18 protein-coding genes are annotated in these 14,304 nt (G+C 47.0%); 12 read left to right on the top strand and 6 right to left on the bottom strand.

Annotated elements, in window-relative coordinates; all coding sequences use genetic code 11:
• Window positions 1–22: 22 nt before the first annotated feature.
• The gene (locus QUB08_RS06580; RefSeq protein ID WP_333224005.1) at window positions 23–760 is read left to right on the top strand and encodes an SDR family oxidoreductase; all 738 of its coding nucleotides are present in this window, start codon (window positions 23–25) and stop codon (window positions 758–760) included.
• Here the strand turns inward: QUB08_RS06580 and QUB08_RS06575 are convergent.
• Window positions 732–929: a hypothetical protein gene (locus QUB08_RS06575; protein ID WP_333224004.1), complete on the bottom strand. Its 198-nt coding sequence runs from the start codon at window positions 927–929 to the stop codon at window positions 732–734. The genes QUB08_RS06580 and QUB08_RS06575 overlap by 29 nt on opposite strands.
• On the opposite strand from QUB08_RS06575, the gene QUB08_RS06570 reads away from it, so the two are divergent.
• The 5 genes from QUB08_RS06570 to QUB08_RS06550 all read left to right on the top strand — a co-directional run bounded on the left by QUB08_RS06570 (window position 928) and on the right by QUB08_RS06550 (window position 6,511).
• Window positions 928–1,833 (top strand): D-hexose-6-phosphate mutarotase, encoded by a 906-nt coding sequence (locus QUB08_RS06570; RefSeq protein ID WP_333224003.1) that lies wholly within the window; start codon window positions 928–930, stop codon window positions 1,831–1,833. The two genes, QUB08_RS06575 and QUB08_RS06570, sit on opposite strands and share 2 nt — an antisense overlap.
• A 450-nt stretch (window positions 1,834–2,283) precedes the next feature.
• Window positions 2,284–3,810 (top strand): phosphomannomutase/phosphoglucomutase, encoded by a 1,527-nt coding sequence (locus tag QUB08_RS06565; protein WP_333224002.1) that lies wholly within the window; start codon window positions 2,284–2,286, stop codon window positions 3,808–3,810.
• Window positions 3,811–3,862: 52 nt separating this feature from the next.
• The gene (locus QUB08_RS06560) at window positions 3,863–4,090 is read left to right on the top strand and encodes a hypothetical protein (protein ID WP_333224001.1); all 228 of its coding nucleotides are present in this window, start codon (window positions 3,863–3,865) and stop codon (window positions 4,088–4,090) included.
• Window positions 4,091–4,825: 735 nt separating this feature from the next.
• Window positions 4,826–5,767 (top strand): M23 family metallopeptidase, encoded by a 942-nt coding sequence (locus tag QUB08_RS06555; protein ID WP_445300897.1) that lies wholly within the window; start codon window positions 4,826–4,828, stop codon window positions 5,765–5,767.
• A gap of 207 nt (window positions 5,768–5,974) precedes the next feature.
• Window positions 5,975–6,511 (top strand): late competence development ComFB family protein, encoded by a 537-nt coding sequence (locus QUB08_RS06550; RefSeq protein WP_006631395.1) that lies wholly within the window; start codon window positions 5,975–5,977, stop codon window positions 6,509–6,511.
• A gap of 148 nt (window positions 6,512–6,659) precedes the next feature.
• Here QUB08_RS06550 and QUB08_RS06545 read toward each other — a convergent pair whose 3' ends face one another.
• Window positions 6,660–6,815 carry a hypothetical protein gene (locus tag QUB08_RS06545; RefSeq protein ID WP_333223999.1) on the bottom strand — a complete coding sequence of 52 codons (156 nt, stop codon included), beginning with the start codon at window positions 6,813–6,815 and terminating at the stop codon, window positions 6,660–6,662.
• Window positions 6,816–6,819: 4 nt separating this feature from the next.
• Window positions 6,820–7,533, bottom strand: a complete 714-nt coding sequence (gene psb29 / locus QUB08_RS06540) for a photosystem II biogenesis protein Psp29 (RefSeq protein ID WP_333223998.1) — start codon at window positions 7,531–7,533, stop codon at window positions 6,820–6,822.
• 340 nt (window positions 7,534–7,873) lie between these two features.
• On the opposite strand from psb29, the gene QUB08_RS06535 reads away from it, so the two are divergent.
• Window positions 7,874–8,494, top strand: coding sequence for a chromophore lyase CpcT/CpeT (locus tag QUB08_RS06535; RefSeq protein ID WP_333224038.1), 621 nt, complete (start codon window positions 7,874–7,876; stop codon window positions 8,492–8,494).
• Between the two features lie 244 nt (window positions 8,495–8,738).
• Here QUB08_RS06535 and QUB08_RS06530 read toward each other — a convergent pair whose 3' ends face one another.
• Window positions 8,739–9,101: an STAS domain-containing protein gene (locus QUB08_RS06530; RefSeq protein ID WP_006631392.1), complete on the bottom strand. Its 363-nt coding sequence runs from the start codon at window positions 9,099–9,101 to the stop codon at window positions 8,739–8,741.
• Between the two features lie 57 nt (window positions 9,102–9,158).
• Window positions 9,159–10,202, bottom strand: a complete 1,044-nt coding sequence (hemF, locus tag QUB08_RS06525) for an oxygen-dependent coproporphyrinogen oxidase (protein ID WP_333223997.1) — start codon at window positions 10,200–10,202, stop codon at window positions 9,159–9,161.
• Between the two features lie 281 nt (window positions 10,203–10,483).
• On the opposite strand from hemF, the gene QUB08_RS06520 reads away from it, so the two are divergent.
• The 3 genes from QUB08_RS06520 (at window position 10,484) to QUB08_RS06510 (ending at window position 12,896) form a co-directional block, all read left to right on the top strand.
• Entirely contained in the window at window positions 10,484–11,554 is a 1,071-nt protein-coding gene (locus tag QUB08_RS06520; protein ID WP_333223996.1) for an Mrp/NBP35 family ATP-binding protein, read from the top strand.
• A 322-nt stretch (window positions 11,555–11,876) separates the two neighbouring features.
• Window positions 11,877–12,068, top strand: a complete 192-nt coding sequence (locus tag QUB08_RS06515) for an NAD(P)H dehydrogenase subunit NdhS (RefSeq protein WP_015175937.1) — start codon at window positions 11,877–11,879, stop codon at window positions 12,066–12,068.
• 159 nt (window positions 12,069–12,227) lie between these two features.
• Window positions 12,228–12,896: an HAS-barrel domain-containing protein gene (locus tag QUB08_RS06510; protein ID WP_333144649.1), complete on the top strand. Its 669-nt coding sequence runs from the start codon at window positions 12,228–12,230 to the stop codon at window positions 12,894–12,896.
• A 192-nt stretch (window positions 12,897–13,088) separates the two neighbouring features.
• On the opposite strand, the gene QUB08_RS06505 is transcribed toward QUB08_RS06510, so the two are convergent.
• The gene (locus QUB08_RS06505) at window positions 13,089–13,352 is read right to left on the bottom strand and encodes a peptide ABC transporter substrate-binding protein (RefSeq protein WP_333223995.1); all 264 of its coding nucleotides are present in this window, start codon (window positions 13,350–13,352) and stop codon (window positions 13,089–13,091) included.
• 115 nt (window positions 13,353–13,467) lie between these two features.
• On the opposite strand from QUB08_RS06505, the gene QUB08_RS06500 reads away from it, so the two are divergent.
• Together QUB08_RS06500 and QUB08_RS06495 are read left to right on the top strand one after the other, a co-directional pair.
• Complete coding sequence (locus QUB08_RS06500; protein WP_015175931.1) at window positions 13,468–13,704, top strand: helix-turn-helix domain-containing protein; 237 nt, start codon at window positions 13,468–13,470, stop codon at window positions 13,702–13,704.
• A 99-nt stretch (window positions 13,705–13,803) separates the two neighbouring features.
• Entirely contained in the window at window positions 13,804–14,106 is a 303-nt protein-coding gene (locus tag QUB08_RS06495) for a Rieske (2Fe-2S) protein (protein ID WP_333223994.1), read from the top strand.
• Window positions 14,107–14,304: the final 198 nt, after the last annotated feature.

The following is a 14,304-nucleotide window of genomic DNA, read 5'->3' as shown; positions in this document are numbered from 1 at the left end:
TAATCAATTAACAGGAGTGAATATGTCTGAAATTCAAAACAAGGTTGTCATCATTACAGGAGCAAGTAGCGGTTTAGGTGAAGCCACCGCTCATCGTTTAGCCGCCAGCGGAGCCAAACTGATGCTTGCTGCGCGCCGCGAAGATAGACTCAAGGACTTGGTGACTGCAATCGAAAAAACAGGTGGCACAGTTGCCTATCGAGTCACCGATGTTGCCGATCGCGCCCAGATGCAAGCATTGGCAGACGCAACGCTGGAAACCTATGGACGCATTGATGTTCTGGTCAACAATGCGGGTTTAATGCCACTGTCTCCCCTTGACCAGATTAAGGTCGATGAGTGGGATCAAATGATTGATGTCAACATTAAAGGCGTGCTTTACGGCATCGCTGCGGTGCTCCCGACTATGCGCCAACAGAAGTCTGGCCATGTGATCAATTTGTCGTCTGTTGCAGGACATAAAGTATTTCCGGCGGCGGCAGTTTATTGTGCTACCAAGTATGCCGTGCGAGCAATTTCCGAAGGGCTGCGGCTGGAGTCAAACGGTGAAATTCGTTCTACCAACATTTCCCCCGGTGCGGTTGCGACTGAGTTAACCAGTACCATCACTCATGGTGATACGGCATCAGGGGTAAATCAGTTGTATTCAGTCGCCATTGATGCGGATGCGATCGCCCGGGCGATTGCCTATGCCATTGAGCAGCCCGGTGATGTGGATGTCAACGAAATGATCATCCGTCCGACTCGTCAGGAGTTGTGAAGTAGGGCGCATGAGAGTCGATCGACTCTCCATTGAATACGGATTCTCTGACTGCATCGTTCTGCATCGTTGTGTCGATCGCACCTTTCCCCGTCCAACCCAACAATCTAATCAATCTAGCCACCATAATATCGGATAATTGTAAAGCAATTAACCAAGCTAACAGCATGAGTATTGACCACTTAAACACAGACTACGGCATTGCCGGCCACCTCACCTTCGCCACCGGAAACGGTGGTTTCCCGATGATTCACATCGACAACGGCCAAGCCAAAGCCTTAATTTCTGTGTATTCCGGTCAAGTTCTCTCCTTTCAACCAGCCACCGAAGCCACAGACTTGATGTTCCTCAGCGAAAAAGCCTACTATGCCGAAGGGAAAGCCATCAAAGGCGGTATACCCATCTGTTGGCCCTGGTTTGGCCCAGATCCCGAAGCCTTGGGGCGTCCGAGTCATGGGTTGGTGCGGAATCGCCTCTGGAATGTGCTAGAAACCGCCACAACCCCAGACGGTGCAACCAAAGTCACTCTAGGACTCAAGGATACCGATGAAACTAGAGCACTTTGGCCTCAAGCTTTTGAACTGGCGATCGTAATTACGATCGGCACCACCCTCACTGTAGAATTAATCACCCGCAATCTAGGCGACAAAGCATTTCCCCTCACCCAAGCTTTGCATACCTATTTCCAAGTCGGCGATATCAACCGCGTGCAGGTTTTAGGTTTAGAAAATAGCCAGTATCTTGATAAAGTTGATGCTGGTGTCGAAAAAACTCAAGTGGGTGCAGTGGTAGTAACAGGTGAAGTCGATCGTATTTATCTGGATGTCACCAATGAATTAGTCATTGACGATAGCGCCCTCAATCGCCGTATTCACATTAAATCATCGGGTAGTAAATCCGTCGTAGTGTGGAATCCTTGGGTGACAATTTCTGCAAGTATGGCCGACCTTGATGATGCAGATTATCAGCGCTTACTCTGCGTAGAAACGACCAATGCAGCTACAGATATTGTGGAAGTTCCCCCTCATGGTGAGTTCCGCTTGCAGGCAATTTACAGCGTTGAACGCGACTAAGGAATTAGAACTTAATCTTAGCGGTGATGGGGCCAAAATTCTCAGTAAGCTGTTCAACATTTCAATTGGATATTTTGGGCGTTGCTCAAATCCCACCCACAAGACTGGGATTGTTTCTTTAAATACAACTTAAATGCTGATTAGCTGATTGAATTGAAAAACTCTGTCACCCTAATGACTAATAATATCATGTCCGATCGAGCGATTAAAAGGGCGGGTTTTTAAGATTGTCAATTATTGGCAGATATTTTTCGTGAGGGGAATTCCTCCCTTATTAGGGGTAATCGACCGGAGATGATATAATACCAAATCCAAAATTTCTCCCCTGTTTATTTTTTAGTCCGCGAAAGACGTTCGGCTAAGCTGAGTCGAACCGTCTAGCCACAGACAAAACTTTGTATGATCGGTTTCAGCCGCCGAATCCGAGCTTTTTACTTACCATCAATTATTATGCAAAACTTCAACTGGACAAAACTTCAAAATGGCTCAGACATTCGCGGTATCGCCCTCGAAGGCGTCCCCAATGAAAAAGTCAACCTCACCCCCGATATTGCCACAATCTTAGGTAAATCCTTTGTCAGTTGGCTGGTGCAAAAAGTCAACAAACCTGCCGCAGAATTAACGATCGCGATCGGGCGTGACAGTCGCCTATCTGGGCCAACCTTAATGCAAGCAGTCATGGAGGGAATCGCCTCAGTTGGTGCAACCGTGTACGACTTTGAAATGGCCTCAACCCCCGCCATGTTTATGAGTACAATCACCCCTGGTTTTGATTGCGACGGCGCAATTATGCTCACTGCTAGCCATTTGCCCTTTAATCGAAATGGCTTAAAGTTTTTCACCGCCAAAGGTGGGTTACAAAAACAAGATATTACAGATATTTTAGCACTAGCCCAAAGTAATAATTTTCAGCCCGCCCCATCGCCCGGTAAAATTGTAAAGCATGATTTTATCTCTGTTTATGCTAACCAATTTGTCACAAAAATCAGGGAAGCCGTCAATCACCCCGATAACTTTGAGCAACCACTAACAGGATTAAAAATTGTTGTGGATGCGGGTAATGGTGCTGGCGGTTTTTATGTTGATAAAGTCTTAAAACCTTTAGGTGCTGACACTACGGGCAGTCAGTTTTTAGAACCCGATGGTACTTTCCCCAATCATGTGCCAAATCCCGAAGATAAACAGGCAATGCAGTCAATTTGTCAAGCGGTAATTGAACACAAAGCTGATTTTGGGATTATTTTTGATACCGATGTCGATCGCAGCGCGGCCGTCGATCAAGTTGGCAAGGAACTCAATCGCAATCGCTTAATTGCCTTGATTTCTGCGATCGTATTAAAAGAGCACCCAGGCTCTACTATTGTCACCGATTCTATCACCTCCGATGGCTTGACACAATTCATCGAACAAGATTTAAAAGGGATTCACCATCGCTTTAAACGCGGCTACAAAAATGTGATTGACGAGTCGATTCGCCTCAATGAAGCCGGACAGGAATCATGGCTGGCGATTGAAACCTCTGGACATGGAGCTTTGAAAGAAAATTACTTTCTGGATGATGGCGCTTATTTGGTCAGCAAATTATTGATTGAATTGGCTAAATCAAAGCTAGCAAATCAATCTTTGCCGGATTTAATTGCGAATTTAAAAGAACCCGAAGAAAGTGCAGAATTTCGGATTAAAATTGGTGTGGAGGATTTCAAGGCTCACGGCGATCGGGTTATTGAACAACTGCAACAATTTGTCTCAACGCAAGCAGACTGGAAAATAGTTCCCAATAACTACGAAGGTCTGCGAATTTCCTGCACGTCTGCTAGCGAATCCGGCTGGTTTCTGTTACGCTTATCACTCCATGATCCGGTGATGCCTTTGAATGTTGAGTCTAATGTTAAGGGTGGTGTTGCTCACATAGTGGCTCGGCTTTTAGCGTTTTTCCAAACCACAGAATCCCTTGATTTTTCGGCACTATCGAGCTAAGTTTCACTCTCGTCAGACTATTAGTAAACCCAATCCAAGGAGGAATTTAATCATGTGGCTTTTAACCATTAACTGTTCTGCAGCAAGCTGGGAGAACCATTCCAAAGCTTTCAAAGCCATTGCTGCCAAATATCCGGCCACGCCTTCCTCTTCCAAAAAGATGAAAGGCGACGGTCAACGCATCATGGAATATCAGCTTGAGAATGTCAACGATGTAGAGGAATTTATGGAAGAATGCTTGACCTTAGATGGTTTCACCGCGGCCTTTGAATCTCTATAATTCTAGGTGATAGATTATACCCATTCTCAATTTTTATCTCATACCATTTTCGATGTGAGATTGAAAAATTGGGAATTAATACTATTTACTCAAAAATCAGGCTACAATAACTAGAGAGTTTGAGGAACGTTCTCGGCAAATAAACTGCCAAGAAAGAATTGATTTAACAGCAGAGGAGTTAAAAATAATTCTGTTGTAGCGCCGTGAACTATAACTAATACCAATTGTTAAAAGTTATGCAACAGTAGCGAGGGCTGATAAAATATAATCCCATCCGCTGAGAGATTAAGAGTGTTTCTGTTGAAACTTGGGTTCTCCTAGATTTGTAGTGGAAACGGTAGTGTTAGCGTCTGGCTCAAGCGGGCTTTCCTCCCCGCACTAGATAGAGAAATTTTTATTATTCTTATCACCTCAAGTTAAGTATTTATTTAAGTTAGTCTCTCCTCTCCAAATCTTTGACCGAAAGCATCCAGGATACCCGCCACGTGATTCATTCCGAAAGCAGACTCAGGACCCAGAAATAAAAAACCTGTATCCGATGAAACTTGCCGAACGTATTTATCTCGCGCAAGTCAATGCTTCAATTCTTTAATCTAAAATCTAAAATCTAAAATCTAAAGTCGATTGACCAAGCTTTTTACCTACGGGTGTTTCTCTCGACTTATTACGGATTGCTATAGTTAGTCTAGATAGTTAAAAATATATCAGCGAGACAAAGGTTAAGGACAGCTAGTGATGGTAATGACTTTGAATCGAGACAACTTCGAGCTAAGTACGGAAATAATTACAGGTCGGATTTTGCGGTGGGGGCAGTTGAAAGCAAACCAGCTAACCGCTAGTTCGATCGGGGGAATTGTTGCTGGTATTCTAAGTTTTGCCCTGCCGGTGCAAGCTTTGCAGGTAGTTGTGACGCCGACAAATCCCCAACTGGGAGATACGCTGTCAGTAATGATTCAGGTTGACGGTAACGGCGGGGAAACTCCACAAGTTTCTCTACAGCAAAAAAACTACCCCGCTTTTCCGATCGGCAACGGTCGCTTTCGGGCCCTGCTACCGACGACGCCGCTAGAGAAACCCGGTGCCCGCCTTCTTCAAGTCGCAGGTGACGGACAAGTGCAGAAGTTGAGCGTGCAAGTGCGCGATCGAAATTTTCCTACTCAATCCATCTGGCTACCGCCTGGGAAAGACAGCGAAGGTACAGATGCTGAATTCGATCGCGTAGACGCATTTAAAGCACTCGTGACACCCGAAAAATTTTGGGACGGCAAATTGTTGCGCCCCAACTCCGGCGAAATTAGCACTATTTACGGGGTGCGACGTTATTATAATGGGGTATTTGCTCAAGACTACTACCACCGCGGCGTTGATTATGCGGGTGCTTACGGTTCCCCTGTAGTCGCACCAGCAGCAGGTCGGGTGTCTCTAGTGGGACGCGAATCCCAAGGGTTCAAAATCCACGGCAATGTCGTTGGTATTGACCACGGTCAGGGGGTAGCAAGTATTTTGATGCACCTGGCCCGGATTGATGTCAAGGAAGGCGATGTCGTGAAACCAGGTCAAGTAATTGGTACTCTGGGGTCAACGGGGGCTTCCACAGGCCCTCACCTGCATTGGGGACTTTACGTGCATGGGCAGGCCGTCGATCCTGTACCTTGGCGGCTTCAGGGAGTTGAGTAGGAGTTTTTACAGGTTTTGACGGATTTATCAGTCAATTATGGGGTAAGTTTGTGGCTGGGGTGTGCAGATAACTTTATGGGTTATCAGTATTGAGTTAGGATTTGTATAAAAATTCTCAACTCTACTCTCAAAACTCGAATCTCAAGACGCTAACAATCGCGTCTTCACAAAACTTTATTGATGATGCCGTTGAGCGGGGACGCATATATGAGTATTGAAAAAATTGTTGAACAGGCTTTGCAAGATGGCTATTTAACGCCGTCTATGGAAGCTGAGGTGGGACGGATCTGCAATACGGCTTCTGAATTGTCGATCGAAGAGTACATGGCTCTCGATCGTCTGATGGGCTCTTTGTTGACTGGGGAAGTGGTGGTTCTGCCACGCAAACAGTTCATCAACGTGATGGAAGAGTTGGTGCTCAGCGATGCGATCGCTAGGGTGGCCGAAATTGAGGCGACGAGCGACCTGAGTCTGGATGTGGGAGATATTGCAGCTTATGCTTTAAATAGGCTGCCACCTCTGTACGCTACGACGGAAGAGGGAGCTCACTTTCAAAGGGCTAGGGCTAAAGAGCAACTTCACGATTTGATTTCCAAAGAAGTCAATGCAGCGATCGCCCGCAACTTGGACAGGCCCGACACCCCAAACCCCACAGCTTTGGGCAAGTCTTCTGGAAACGAAGTTCTTTCACAGCTAAGCACTTGGCTGCAAGCTAACGCCACTAATTTTGAGCCGCAGCCTTAGCACCACCCCAACAGCTCTATTTTGATTAAGTCGATCCCGCTCAATTCAGAAAGCGGGATTTTTAGTTTCTGAGCAACCAACCTCTGAAGTCACAAGGCCAATGCCAGAATTCAAGAAAAAAATTTAAAATTTAAGAGTTTTTTATTTTTTATAAAAAATAAACGGCTCCTTCTTCTTCCTTGTTCCTGACATCCATTACATCCGTTACATCCGTTACATCCGTTACATCCGTTACATCCGTTACATCCGTTACATCCGTTACATCCGTTAGAGAATCCGTTGCCGAACTTCCTTCTTCTTTCAAACGATTAATTGTTGCTGTCAGAAGACTCAGCCGAAGGGCCAGCGGTAACTTTTGTCTCTCGTTTTTCGCGTTTTTTCCGTTCCGCTTGGATGACATCTTGAAGCACTATTCGCGCTTGGGCCATTTTTTCCAAATTGCTGCGGTACAAATCTAAATCTTTGCTAACTTTGTCTTCAGGCAGGTGCAAGGCCGCACTGACTTTGGCGATCGCGTTGTTTCGCGTTTCTTGGTCTTTTACTAAGTTAGGGTCAGCTTTTTCTAACAACGAGAACAAACCGATCGCGAACAAGCGGCTGTACTTAAATTGAGGGTTGCTGGCGATCGCCCCTAAAGACGCTTGCAAATCCGCTGTATCTTCAAAGCTAGTCGAGCGATCGAGCCACGAGAGCAACTCTTGCCCGGAAAGTCTATCTGCCAAGCTTTCCAATCGCTGAGCGTCTTGCTTGTAGCGCTCTGGATCGTCTTCTAGGGACTTGCATAAAGCGTTAAAAATCGAAAGTCTGTCTGCTTCTGGGGCGTACCCAAGCATGAATCGATCAAAAGCGGTCACTACACCCAAAGCATAAATCGGGTCGTATTGAAAATCGGCATTCGCCGAAAGCAAGTGCATTTCTACCATCAACTCTTCCACCACTCGACGGTAAATTGAGTTGATCGGTCGAGTGTGAATCGTATAGAAACTTCGCTTAGTATCTGAAACAGTACGGTTATTGTTCACCTGAGTCTTATAGATAAATAATTTTGCCGTAGCGGGCGTGCCTGCGCGGCGTGAGTAAAGTCGGGGGAGTCAATTCTGCGAGCGGGCTGACAAAAATTGCCAGTTTTTTAAGGGTTGCGGCCGGATTGCGAGACAAAATTTTCTCAAAAATATTTTACGCGCGATCGGCAGCAACAATTAATATGTCGCAATATGAGGGAAAAACCCCAGTATCTTTACAATCATAGCTTAGCTGGGATCGCTCATAAATCTAATCTTCTGACTTGCCCAGCCTAGATATGGCTTTCGATATCACAATAACTTTTTTTTGTCAACCCTACTCGTGAACAATCAAACAAACATGACAATTTCTCCTGAATTGATAGCTTTAGCCCAGTACATGGCGGGCGAATTTGACAACCGGGAACAAGCGCTAGCAGAGCCGACGTGGTACGTCCACCTTCGTATGTGGCAAAGACCACTACCCGTTCCTTTATTTTCCGAACCCAGCATTGCCCTGTTTGCCGAACAAGCCAACATTCTGGAATTAGACAAGCCATACCGCCCCCGCATCGTGCAACTGAGGCACTCACAGATAGCGCCAGGACTTATCGAAGCTCAGTATTATATGTTCAACGACATTGAAGCCGTCAAAGGAGCCGGTTGCAACCCCGACTTGCTTAGAAAGCTAACGAAGGAGCAAATCCAACTCCTTCCCGGCTGCACCCTGTCGGTTGCGGTGCAAAATTTAGCCTCAAACAGCTATCGATTTCGGGCATCTTTGCCGGAGGGCACTCGCTGCGGCTTTGCCTACGGGGGGCAAAATTACCAAGTAGACTTGGGATTTGAAGCCGCAGGCGAGGAATTTCTCAGCTACGACAAAGGAATAAGCCCCACGACAGGCAAGGCTATCTGGGGAGCTTTAATGGGCCCTTTTAGATTTGTCAAGCGTCAGGATTTTGCTGCTGAGATATTGGTTTGAAGCAAGAAGCAACAAGAAACAAGGAAGAAAGATTTAGCTATCTAGGATAGAAGGCAATACTTTACCTTGACCTATTCTTCTACTTTAGTGTTTTGGTGAACCTCTCAACCTCTCAAGAAAGGAAGAAAGCATGAGGAAGCTGGCAAGAATTTACCTGCTTCCTGTTCTTGTGCAAGGTTCCGGCGCATTTTGTGAGCCTCAAGCTTAAATTGCGCTTACACCGCAACCGATGCAAGCCCAGTGGTCAACTTGCGCGCGGCACCCCCTCTAGAGCTTCTTCTTCCGTTTCAAATATTTCAAACACAGAATCCATCATGGTGACTTCAAACACCAGTTTGGCTTCGGGATGAACATTGCAAATGCGGAAACTTCCCTTAACTTTATCCGCATCCCGCATACCTGCTACAAGTGAGGTCAGGCCAGAGCTATCGATAAAGTTAACCTGACCAAGATTCACTACAACATGGCGGCTAAGTTTGGAAATACACTCTTGCAACTTGAGGCGGAATTGCCAAGCTGTAGTGATGTCCAACCGTCCTGTCGGTGCTAAGACGATAACTGTTGTACCGTCTTGAAGCGTGTGGGTTTTTTGATCAATATGAATCACTGACCCTTCCCTCAAATTTATTATCTATCGCGGTGGTTACTGTCCCAGTAGTTTAACTCAGGTCGGTGACTGCTGAGGCATCCAATTCGCCCAATCTTGCGGTTTTAAGAACTTGGAGTAGAGTTCGGCTTCGGGAGAGTTGGGTTCTGGCTCGTAACAATATTCCCAGCGTACCAAAGGTGGCAGGGACATGAGAATCGATTCGGTGCGTCCGTTGGTTTGCAAGCCAAAGGTCGTGCCTCGATCGTACACCAAGTTAAATTCAACGTAACGACCACGGCGGTAAAGTTGGAAATTACGCTCGCGCTCGCCGTATTCTTTCGATCGGTGCTTTTCAATAATAGGGGTGTAAGCCGGCAAAAATGCCCGGCCGCAGTCCTGTACAAAGGCGAACAGCGACTCCCAAGTTCTAGGTTCCGGCACGCCAATGTTGTTGCTGCACTCAGCTGCCTTGCCTTTGACATTGTGGTCGCGGTAAAGCGCGCCTTGAGCGCTTTGGTAGTCAAAAAACAGTCCGCCCACGCCGCGGGTTTCTTGGCGGTGGGGGAGATAGAAATATTCGTCGCACCAAAGTTTAAATGTCGGATAATATCCGGGATGGTGGCGATCGCAAGCTGCTTTCAGAGTTTTGTGAAAATGAGCTGCATCCTCAGCCAAGGGGTAATAAGGAGTCAAATCCACACCGCCACCAAACCACCAAATCGGCCCAGCCTCAAAATAGCGGTAATTTAGGTGAACCGTAGGCAAGTAGGGATTGCGGGGGTGCAGCACCATCGAAGTACCCGTGGCATAGAAATCGTGACCGGCAGCTTCTGGGTGCTTTGCCAGAATCAAAGCCGGCAAACTTTCGCCCCACACTTGGGAAAAATTGACTCCCCCTTGTTCAAACACATCGCCTTCGCGCATGACGCGAGAACGTCCGCCGCCGCCTTCGGAGCGTTCCCAAGAGTCCTCCTTAAATTTGCCCAGGCCATCGAGCTGTTCGAGGGATTGACAAATTTCGTCTTGTAGGCTTTTCATAAATTGGCTGACTCTAGCTCTAGAGTCAGCGGGCGGCAAAAACGGGGAAGTGGCGGTTTTAAGTGTTGTAGAAACTGTCATCCGATTTAAGATTTAAGATTTTAGATTTTAGATTGAAGAATTGCGACCACGGCTCAATTCGCCTATTGTGACCAAATTGCTTTCGGTCGTAGAAATTATTGCCGATCGCATTTGAGTTTGAGATTGACCGTGAGTCCCAAATCCAGTCGTCATGTAATTATGCCACCGCAGGTCTGCAAATGATCGCTATGAAGTTACATTAAAAAATAGCAATAAAAATATACTTAAACCTGCGATCGAAAATTCGCTAACCCAATTGCAGAGCTATGGTGGAGAACACAATGCCCAATACACTCGATGTTAGTTCAGTCTTAGAAATCCTGCGACCCGTGCAAGACCCCGAACTACAAAAGAGTTTGGTGGAATTGAACATGATTCGTAACATCAAAATTGACGGCGGTGTCGTCAGTTTTACTTTAGTGCTGACAACGCCTGCTTGCCCGCTGCGAGAATTTATTGTCGAAGATTGCCAAAAAGCGGTCAAACAGTTGCCAGGAGTCGAAAAAGTGGCAGTGGAGGTGACAGCCGAGACGCCGCAGCAGAAAGGAGTGGTCGATCGCCAAGGAATTGAAGGCGTTAAAAATATTATCGCAATTTCCAGCGGCAAAGGCGGCGTCGGCAAAAGCACGGTGGCGGTAAATGTGGCAGTAGCGCTAGCCCAAACCGGCGCTAAGGTGGGTTTGCTGGATGCCGATATCTATGGGCCCAACGACCCGAATATGATGGGTTTGGGGGACGCGAAAGTGATGGTTAAGGACGGAAAAAGCGGAGAAAGCCTTGAACCCGCCTTTAACTACGGCGTCAAATTGGTGTCGATGGCGTTTTTAATTGACAAAGACCAGCCTGTGATTTGGCGTGGCCCGATGTTAAACGGGATCATTCGGCAGTTCCTCTATCAGGTGAATTGGGGGGATTTAGACTATCTGATTGTCGATATGCCTCCGGGTACTGGAGACGCGCAGTTGACAATGGCCCAAGCGGTGCCGATGGCCGGTGTCGTGATCGTGACGACGCCGCAGACTGTGGCTTTGTTGGACTCCCGCAAGGGTTTAAAGATGTTCCAGCAGTTGGGAGTGTCGGTGTTGGGAATTGTGGAAAACATGAGCTATTTTGTGCCGCCGGATATGCCCGACAAGCAATACGATATTTTCGGTTCCGGTGGCGGGGAAAAGACTGCTGCTGAGTTGGGAGTGCCGCTGTTAGGCCGCATTCCGCTGGAAATTCCGTTGCGGGAAGGTGGCGATTCGGGGGTCCCGATCGTGGTGGGACAACCGGGTTCTGCTTCAGCTAGGGAGTTGCGGGCGATCGCGGGTCGCATTGCGGGTAAAGTTTCCGTAGCAGCCTTAGCCTAACTCACATCTTGGATTGTTAATCAGCTTTTGATGGGCGGGCGTCCCGCCCAACCCCTACTCCCCACAAGAAACCTGTGAGTGTTTGTGGAACAGGCATCTTGCCTGTGAGTGTTTGTGGAACAGGCATCTTGCCTGTGAGTGTTTGTGGAACAGGCATCTTGCCTGTTGAATTTGTGGAACAGGCATCTTGCCTGTTGAATTTGTGGAACAGGCATCTTGCCTGTGAGTGTTTGTGGAACAGGCATCTTGCCTGTTTTAGCATCAAGTCTCGATCGCCAAGAAAAGGTAAGCTATAAACAGCAAACATAACATTCAAACAATTATGATTTTTCCAGGTTCGGCAGTTCGAGTTAAAGATAAGGGTGAGATTTACTACGCCTTTCAAGGACAAGTCCAGCGAGTTAGCGACGGGAAAGTCGCGGTACTGTTTGAAGGCGGCAATTGGGACAAGCTGATCACGTTCCGCCTGTCGCAGTTGGAACTTGTCGATGCTACGGCTGGTCGCGCGAAATAGTCAGCGGTCATTAGTCATTGGTAATGGGTAATGGGTAATTTGTAATTGCTAAAGTACCCAATACCAGGCTACTAACTGAAGACCCTTGAAACTAGCAAAAAACCAATGACTAATGACTGATGACTAATGACTAATGACTAATGACTAATCACTAAAACTATGCGTTTACCTTTACCCCAATTTGCTACAAAAGAGCGCCATCCCGATCGCATTGCTGAGGTAATCGAGACGGCAACTTCGGAGTTTTTGGCTCAATGTTTGGAACCGGAAGACTTAAGCTTTCCCGTGATGCCGCCTTTTGGGAGTTGGGTGAAGGCCGAGGATGAAGAGTCGAAAAATCAAATTTACGGTGTGGTTTATTACGCTACGACTAGCCCGATCGACTCGGTGCACAGAGCTCGCGCTTTGGGTTTGTCGCTGGAAGAGTTGCGGGAAGAACAACCGCAGATTTTTGCGATGCTCAAAACCGAGTTTCGAGTGGCGATTGTGGGGTTTGAGACTGCGCCGGAAAGGTTGAACGGTCACGGCCCATCGAGGGGTAAAATTTATCAGTATTTGCCGCCGCGCCCGCCGCAAATTCACCAGGCGGTTTATCGCTGCGAACCGGATGAGGTAATTGATTTTACGGTGCAGTTGGATTTTTTGAGGACGCTGCTGGGGGTGGCTAATGCGCCGGTGGATGCGCTGACGGCGGCGGCGATTCGGGAGATTTATCAGTTGCGGATGCGCGATCGATCTTGGTTGGTGGAAGCGGGAAGGAGTTTGAGTGTTTTGTTGAAGGATGATTACGACAGGTTGCGGGTGATTTTGAGTCAGATTCATCCGTAGGGTAAAGCTGAATACTATGTTTGAGACCGATCGTCAAATATTGAGGCGATCGCACCAGCAAAACTGTGGTATTTGATGAGCCTGACAATTAAATTGAGAAGGAAGAAACGATCGCACTTAATTCAAAATGCGATCGCCCCATTCAGTTTTGCAGAACACTGCGTCTGATGTAAAAGAGCATTTTTGCCCAATTTAATCTAAAGAAACATAGCGAATCAAACTCCGCATGAGCTTGCCGATAGTCGGGGCCGGTAAAATCTGCGACCATTCTTGAACTGCTGCAAAGCGACGCAAGTAGAGTGCGCTAACAATTTTATCGATTCCCTTCTGCGAGCCAATCACTAGGATCAGCACAGGTTCCCGGTCTGGTTCAGCAGGCACAGGATTTGGCTGCGATGTTGGCGATGTCGGGATTTCGTTGATATCTGTGGAAACAAAAAGCTGTGTTTGAGTCATTGCGGTCGATCTCCTCGATCTGATAGGTGCTAATTGTCAACTGATCGCAGTGTAGCGCATTAGATGACAATCAGCAACGTTTACAGGAGGGTGACTCTCTGACACAATCGGGAGCATGGGAAGAGCAGGTAAAGCCCTCAAAAAAATATTAGAGGCATACGATATCAGTCAATATCAATTGGCGGCAAAGATGGAAATCGATCGCTCAAACGTTAGCCGTTGGGTGAGTGAAGAACGAGATCCATCCGCTGAGGCGGTATTTGCGATTAAGCAAGCGTTGCAGACATTCAATCGGGAGGCGGCTGATGAATTCGTCAGGTTGTACCTGGGAAATGGCGAGGAAAACGGTTAGGTTATCAGGTGTGGAGAGCGCCCCACCGATCGCCCTTGCTGCATTCAAGGACGATCGCGCATTAATTTGCAATAATTTATTTAAACCGAGAAAGATTATATGTGGGTAGAGATAACAGGGCTGAATCAAGTTCCCGAATGGGATATTTTGAAGGTAAAAGTTGAGGGTACTTCGCTGATTTTGAATCGTCAAGGCCTGAATGTCACTTGTTACCGTAATGCTTGCACTCATTTAGAATATCCGATCGACATGGGTAAGGTAAGCAGCGGTATAATTACCTGTCCGTTTCATAAATATCAGTACAAATTAGATACGGGTAAATGTTTAAATGCACCCGCCGATTCCCTGGAATCTTATCCGGTAAAGATTGAGGGCGATCGAGTTTTTGTGGAGATAGATTAGTTATGCGTTATTAGCTATGAGACAGGGGTTTAAACCCCTGTCTCATAGCTAAAGTCGTCTCAAGACGACTGTAGATTAGTATTTGATATCAAGTCCGGCTTAAATATCCCCTCACTCTCTTAGTCTGCGGAGGCAGACTTTGTTTGTGTAGTAGCGGTTTCAACCGCCGAACCATCGAGGAGTAGCCAACCCGGATTT

It is taken from the genome of Microcoleus sp. BR0-C5, from assembly GCF_036705045.1.
Classification (GTDB): Bacteria; Cyanobacteriota; Cyanobacteriia; order Cyanobacteriales; family Microcoleaceae; genus Microcoleus.
This window is presented reverse-complemented; position numbering and strand designations above follow the sequence as displayed.

Coding starts and splice junctions, on each gene's coding strand:
- QUB08_RS06580 (WP_333224005.1), top strand. CDS start 23: ATGTCTGAAATTCAAAACAAGGTTGTCATCATTACAGGAGCAAGTAGC.
- hemF (WP_333223997.1), bottom strand. CDS start 10,202: ATGACAGTTTCTACAACACTTAAAACCGCCACTTCCCCGTTTTTGCCG.
- QUB08_RS06510 (WP_333144649.1), top strand. CDS start 12,228: ATGCGTTTACCTTTACCCCAATTTGCTACAAAAGAGCGCCATCCCGAT.
- QUB08_RS06565 (WP_333224002.1), top strand. CDS start 2,284: ATGCAAAACTTCAACTGGACAAAACTTCAAAATGGCTCAGACATTCGC.
- QUB08_RS06560 (WP_333224001.1), top strand. CDS start 3,863: ATGTGGCTTTTAACCATTAACTGTTCTGCAGCAAGCTGGGAGAACCAT.
- QUB08_RS06495 (WP_333223994.1), top strand. CDS start 13,804: ATGTGGGTAGAGATAACAGGGCTGAATCAAGTTCCCGAATGGGATATT.
- QUB08_RS06570 (WP_333224003.1), top strand. CDS start 928: ATGAGTATTGACCACTTAAACACAGACTACGGCATTGCCGGCCACCTC.
- QUB08_RS06535 (WP_333224038.1), top strand. CDS start 7,874: ATGACAATTTCTCCTGAATTGATAGCTTTAGCCCAGTACATGGCGGGC.
- QUB08_RS06515 (WP_015175937.1), top strand. CDS start 11,877: ATGATTTTTCCAGGTTCGGCAGTTCGAGTTAAAGATAAGGGTGAGATT.
- QUB08_RS06575 (WP_333224004.1), bottom strand. CDS start 929: ATGCTGTTAGCTTGGTTAATTGCTTTACAATTATCCGATATTATGGTG.
- QUB08_RS06550 (WP_006631395.1), top strand. CDS start 5,975: ATGAGTATTGAAAAAATTGTTGAACAGGCTTTGCAAGATGGCTATTTA.
- QUB08_RS06555 (WP_445300897.1), top strand. CDS start 4,826: ATGGTAATGACTTTGAATCGAGACAACTTCGAGCTAAGTACGGAAATA.
- QUB08_RS06505 (WP_333223995.1), bottom strand. CDS start 13,352: ATGACTCAAACACAGCTTTTTGTTTCCACAGATATCAACGAAATCCCG.
- QUB08_RS06520 (WP_333223996.1), top strand. CDS start 10,484: ATGCCCAATACACTCGATGTTAGTTCAGTCTTAGAAATCCTGCGACCC.
- QUB08_RS06500 (WP_015175931.1), top strand. CDS start 13,468: ATGGGAAGAGCAGGTAAAGCCCTCAAAAAAATATTAGAGGCATACGAT.